General features: G+C 70.4%; 5 protein-coding genes. 2 read left to right on the top strand and 3 right to left on the bottom strand.

Annotated elements, in window-relative coordinates; all coding sequences use genetic code 11:
• Window positions 1-201: 201 nt before the first annotated feature.
• The 3 genes from SSOG_RS09325 to SSOG_RS46670 all read right to left on the bottom strand — a co-directional run bounded on the left by SSOG_RS09325 (window position 202) and on the right by SSOG_RS46670 (window position 3,070).
• Complete coding sequence (locus SSOG_RS09325; RefSeq protein WP_009713966.1) at window positions 202-1,536, bottom strand: sensor histidine kinase; 1,335 nt, start codon at window positions 1,534-1,536, stop codon at window positions 202-204.
• Window positions 1,533-2,237, bottom strand: coding sequence for a response regulator transcription factor (locus SSOG_RS09320; RefSeq protein ID WP_009713965.1), 705 nt, complete (start codon window positions 2,235-2,237; stop codon window positions 1,533-1,535). The genes SSOG_RS09325 and SSOG_RS09320 overlap by 4 nt, the downstream gene beginning before the upstream one ends.
• Before the next feature lie 68 nt (window positions 2,238-2,305).
• Window positions 2,306-3,070, bottom strand: coding sequence for a thioesterase II family protein (locus SSOG_RS46670; protein WP_009713964.1), 765 nt, complete (start codon window positions 3,068-3,070; stop codon window positions 2,306-2,308).
• 228 nt (window positions 3,071-3,298) lie between these two features.
• On the opposite strand from SSOG_RS46670, the gene fabD reads away from it, so the two are divergent.
• Both fabD and SSOG_RS09305 read left to right on the top strand, forming a co-directional pair.
• Complete coding sequence (gene fabD / locus SSOG_RS09310; RefSeq protein WP_245606259.1) at window positions 3,299-4,270, top strand: ACP S-malonyltransferase; 972 nt, start codon at window positions 3,299-3,301, stop codon at window positions 4,268-4,270.
• A 1-nt stretch (window position 4,271) separates the two neighbouring features.
• Window positions 4,272-4,529 (top strand): acyl carrier protein, encoded by a 258-nt coding sequence (locus tag SSOG_RS09305; protein ID WP_009713962.1) that lies wholly within the window; start codon window positions 4,272-4,274, stop codon window positions 4,527-4,529.
• The last annotated feature ends 91 nt before the right edge of the window (window positions 4,530-4,620 follow it).

The raw sequence follows: 4,620 nt of genomic DNA, 5'->3' as shown, positions 1-4,620 counted from the left end.
TGCCCGCGGCCCCGCGGTGCCGGGGCTGCGGGGCGGCGCGCCCGCGCTGCGCTCGTTCGCGGCCAGCCGCGCCGCGCGCCTGGCCGGTGCGCTCGGCTGTGCGTCCGGCCGGAGCCGGGCGAACCGGGATGCGGGACCGGCGGGCGTGGACGGCTCAGCGTCCGGGCCCCCGACGCCCCCCGACGGCCTCCCGGTCGCGGCTCAGCGCCCCGGGCCGCCCGGCTGGCGGGCTACCACGGACAGGCATGCCGAGATCGACCGCTGCCGGGGAATCGCCTCACCCGCCGCGTCCGCGATCCGCGCCGCCGGAAGCTCGACGGTGAACAGGGCGCCGTGCCCCGGCCGTCCTCCGGCGGTGATCCGTCCCCGATGGCTCTCGACCACCTCCCGGGCCAGCGCCAGACCCAGCCCGAACCGTCTGCCCCGCCCGGCCGACCCCCGCGCGAACCGTTCGAAGAGGCGATCGGCCTCCTCGGGCGCGAACCCCACCCCGGTGTCGCGTACGGACAGCGATACGACACCGGGACGCGGGGCGTCCACGGACACCACGACCTCCCCGCCGAGCGGGGTGTGCCCCATCGCGTTGTCGACCAGCGCGGCGATCACCCGGCGCAGCGCCGGTGCGGTGCCCATCACCACATGCGCCCCCTGGCCCTGCCGCAGCCGCACGGCGAGCCCCATCGACTGGGCGCGGGCGTCCTCGGCGGCCACCGCCTCCTCGGCGAGCGCGGCGACGTCCACCGGGTCGCGCGAGCCCGGCGACTGGGACAGCCGCGCCGACAGCAGCAGGTCGTCGATGACGTCACCGAGCTGCCGGGTCCCGGTCACCAGGCGTTGGAGCTCGACCGTCAGCGCTTGCGGGTGCTCCGCACCGGAGCAGCGCCGGGCCAGCAGCTGGGCGCGGGTGTGCAACTGGGTGAGCGGGGTGCGCAGTTCGTGGCTGGCGTCCGCGACGAACCGCCGCTGCCGGTCCAGCGCATCGGACAGCGGCGTCATCGCCCGCCGCGCGAGCATGCCGCTCGCCGCGGCGACGAGCAGCAGGCCGATCGACTCGGCCGTCGCGAAGGCCAGCAGCAGATGCTCGCGGTCGGCGCGCTGGAACCGTTCGCCGTACGCCGCCTGTACGACCGCGTCGCCGCGCCACGCGGTGCGTACCGTGTACGTCTCGCCGCCGCGCTCCACCCGCTCCAGCACCGGGGGCGCGCCCGCGCGGACCGCGGTCAGGCTGGACATCACCGGCAGGCCGTCCGGGGTGCCGCGGGTGCTGCGGACCACTCCGTCCCGCTCCACGGTGATCCACATGCAGACCGGCGGGCTGTCGACGGTGTTGTGCCGGATGCCCCACTGCGTCTCGCGCTCGGCGTCGGCGCGTTGGGCGAACAGCACGACGGAGTAGACGATGGCCACGACCAGCAACATGATCACCGACATCACCAGCGAGATACGCCAGGTGATCGACCACTGGGCGGAGGCGAGCCTGCGCTGTTCGGGGCCCGGAGCCGTACGGCGCGGAATGCGGACCGGAAGGGAGATCACAGCGTGCCCATCTGGTAGCCGCGCCCCCGCACGGTACGGACGACGTCACGGCCCAGTTTCCGCCGCAGATAGTAGACATACGTATCGACGATGGACTCCGCCGAGGTATCGGGGAACACGCGCTCGCGCAGATGGGAGCGGTCGTGCACCCGCTTGGGGCCGTCCGCGAGCGCGTGCAGCAGGCCGAACTCGCGCAAGGACAGCTCCACGCGGCTGCCGTCGGCGAGACAGACCTCGTGGCGCCGCAGGTCCAGCTGCCCGCCGTCCCCGTCGCCGAGCGGCAGGACTTCGGCGTCCGCGAGGTCGCGCCGGTGCAACGCCCGCACCCTGGCCAGCAGTTCGTCCACTTCGAAGGGCTTGACCAGATAGTCGTCCGCCCCTGAGTCGAGGCCGGTGACCCGATCGCCCAGCTCGCCCAGCGCGGTCAGCACCAGGACCCGGGTGGTGACACCGACCCGCCGTAATCGCTTCACCAGATCCAGCCCGTCGAGCCCGGGCAGCATCCGGTCGACGACCATCACCTGATGGCGTCGGCCGAGACCGAGATGGAGCCCCCGGTGGCCGTCGAATGCCACATCGACGTCATAGCCCTCTGAGACGAACAATTCGGCCAGCATGTCTGCGGTCTCCCGGTCGTCCTCGACCAGTAACAGCCGTGTCTGATCCGCAGTCGACCGTTGTGTATCGGCTGGGTAGATCATTCGCTCATCTTGGCAGCCCCGCTCCGGGGGCGGAGCGTACTATCTCGGCCGTCGGCCGGACCCCGCGGCTACAGCGCGCGCCGGATGGCCTCGGCCACCGTGTCGACGTGTGCGGAGAGGGCGAAGTGACCGCCGGCGAGCTGGATCCGGTCGCGGACGTCGACGACATCGCCCCAGGCAGCGACCTCGGCGGGGGAGAAGACCGGGTCGTCGTCCGCGGCGACGAGGACGACCGGGGACTTGGTCCAGGTGCGGTCGGTCATGGCGGCGAGGCCCTCGCCCAGGAGGAGGTCGGACTTCAGGGGCGGGAGGAGATATTCGGCCACCAGGGCGTCGTCCAGATCGGCCAGCCCGGGGGTGTCCAGGGAGCGCAGGAAGGCGAAGAGATCGTCGGTGCCGAGTTCGGCGGCCGGTTTGCCGAGGGGGTGCCGTACGAACCGGCCGGGAACCGGCCATGCGGAGAGGACGACGAGATCCGGGGGCGCGGGCGCGCGGGTGGCCAGGAGGTGGGTCATGGCCGCGCCCATGCTGTGGCCCATGAAGATCAGGCGGCCGTCGCTGGGCGGCAATTTGTCGAGCGCGGCGAGAACGCCCTCCACGGCCTCCTCGGGCACGGTGACGGGCGGTGTGCGGCGGCGGTTGGCCCGGCCCGGGGGCTGGACGGCCCAGACCTCGGCCTCCGGGAGTGCGGCGGCGAAGGCGTGGAAGAAGGTGGCGGAGCCGCCCGCGGGCGGCCAGCACACCAGCCGGTCCCGGCGCTCCGGAGCCACCGCGGCGGACTGAGCGGGGGGCCGCAGCGGCTGGAGCCAGGGGTCGGTGATCGGGACGCTCATGGTGTGACCTTCCGGTGGCGGATGCGCGTGTTGACAGGGTCGCGTGATGAAGGAGTCGTCCGATGGCGGGGACGCGGGGCGGGAATTCAGTAATCCTGTGGTGCGCGGTGGCTGTCAAGCACGCGAATTGGTCAGGGCGGTCCGGTTTCTGTCGCTGTCCAGGAACCACTAGGGACATCACTAGTTTGGCAAAATGCGAGTGTGTAACGTTCGCCACATGGGTGCCCCTTGCATGCGTCAACGCGTTTCCTCGATGCTGATTTAGGGCCGACCTCATTAACCGGCTCTTCTTCTGGTGTCCACCTGAAAGGCGCCATGGTTTTCGCGATTCTTTTTCCCGGGCAGGGTTCGCAATTCCGGGGAATGGGCAAGGATGCCTTCGAGCGCTATCCCGGACTCACCCAATTCGCCTGTGACGTACTGGACTACGACCTCGTCGCCCTGTGCCGTGACAACCCCGACGACGCGCTGTCCCGCACGGAATACACACAGCCCGCGCTCTACACCGTCAACGCGTTACAGATGTTCGAGCGCACACGGCGCGAGGACCGGCCCGCCGATTGCTATCTCGGGCACAGCCTCGGTGAATACAACGCCCTGCTGGCCGCGGGGGTGTTCGACTTCGAGACCGGCCTCAGGCTCGTCAAGAAGCGCGGCGAGCTGATGGCGGCGGCCTCCGGCGGCGGTATGACGGCCGTGATGGACACCCCGGCGCCGCAACTGCTCGACATCCTCGGGCAGGACGGCGTCGACGGCCTGGACATCGCGGGATTCAACACCGACGCACAGCTCGTCATCGCCGGTCCGGCCCAGGCGCTGCGCGCCGCCCACGCGACGTTCAAGGAACGCGGCATCCGGTTCGCGCCGCTGCGGGTCAGCGCGCCGTTCCACTCCCGGTACATGGAGCCGGCCCGCGCGGAGTTCGAGCGCTACCTCAAGGAATTCACCTTCGCCGAGCCCATGGCCGAGGTGGTCGCGAACGTCAGCGGACGCCCGTACGAAAAGGGCGCAATCGTGGCGACGCTGAGCCAGCAGCTCGTCGAACCGGTGCGCTGGACGGACAGCGTCCGCCATCTGCTCGCCCGCGACCCCCGGTTCGCCTGCGAAGAAGTGGGCGGAAAATCGCTCCTTCGCATGGTGGAGAAGATCCGTGCGGCCGCAATCCCCGCCCCGTCCCCGACCAAGAAAACAGGGCCCTGATATGAGCAGGACAGAGAAGATCCAGCAGTACATCGAGGAACGCTTTCTGGTCGAGTTCGGCGGCGACCTGGACGCCGACACCGATCTCTTCAAGGCCGGGGTCATCGACTCCTTCGGCTATATCCAGCTCATGAACTTCCTGGAGGACGAGTTCGCGTTCCAGATGGACGAGGCCGACATCCTCACCGATGTCTTCGTCTCCCTCTCCTCGATCGACGACTTCGTGGCCCGCAAGCTCGCCGAGCCGAACCCCCGGTAACTCGCCGAGCCCGACCCGACCCCGTAAGAGGACTGCCACTGCCATGTGCGGACTTGCCGGTTTCCTTTCCGCTGAACTCCAGGGTGATGCC

It is taken from the genome of Streptomyces himastatinicus ATCC 53653, from assembly GCF_000158915.1.
GTDB classification, from domain to species: domain Bacteria; phylum Actinomycetota; class Actinomycetes; order Streptomycetales; family Streptomycetaceae; genus Streptomyces; species Streptomyces himastatinicus.
This window is presented reverse-complemented; position numbering and strand designations above follow the sequence as displayed.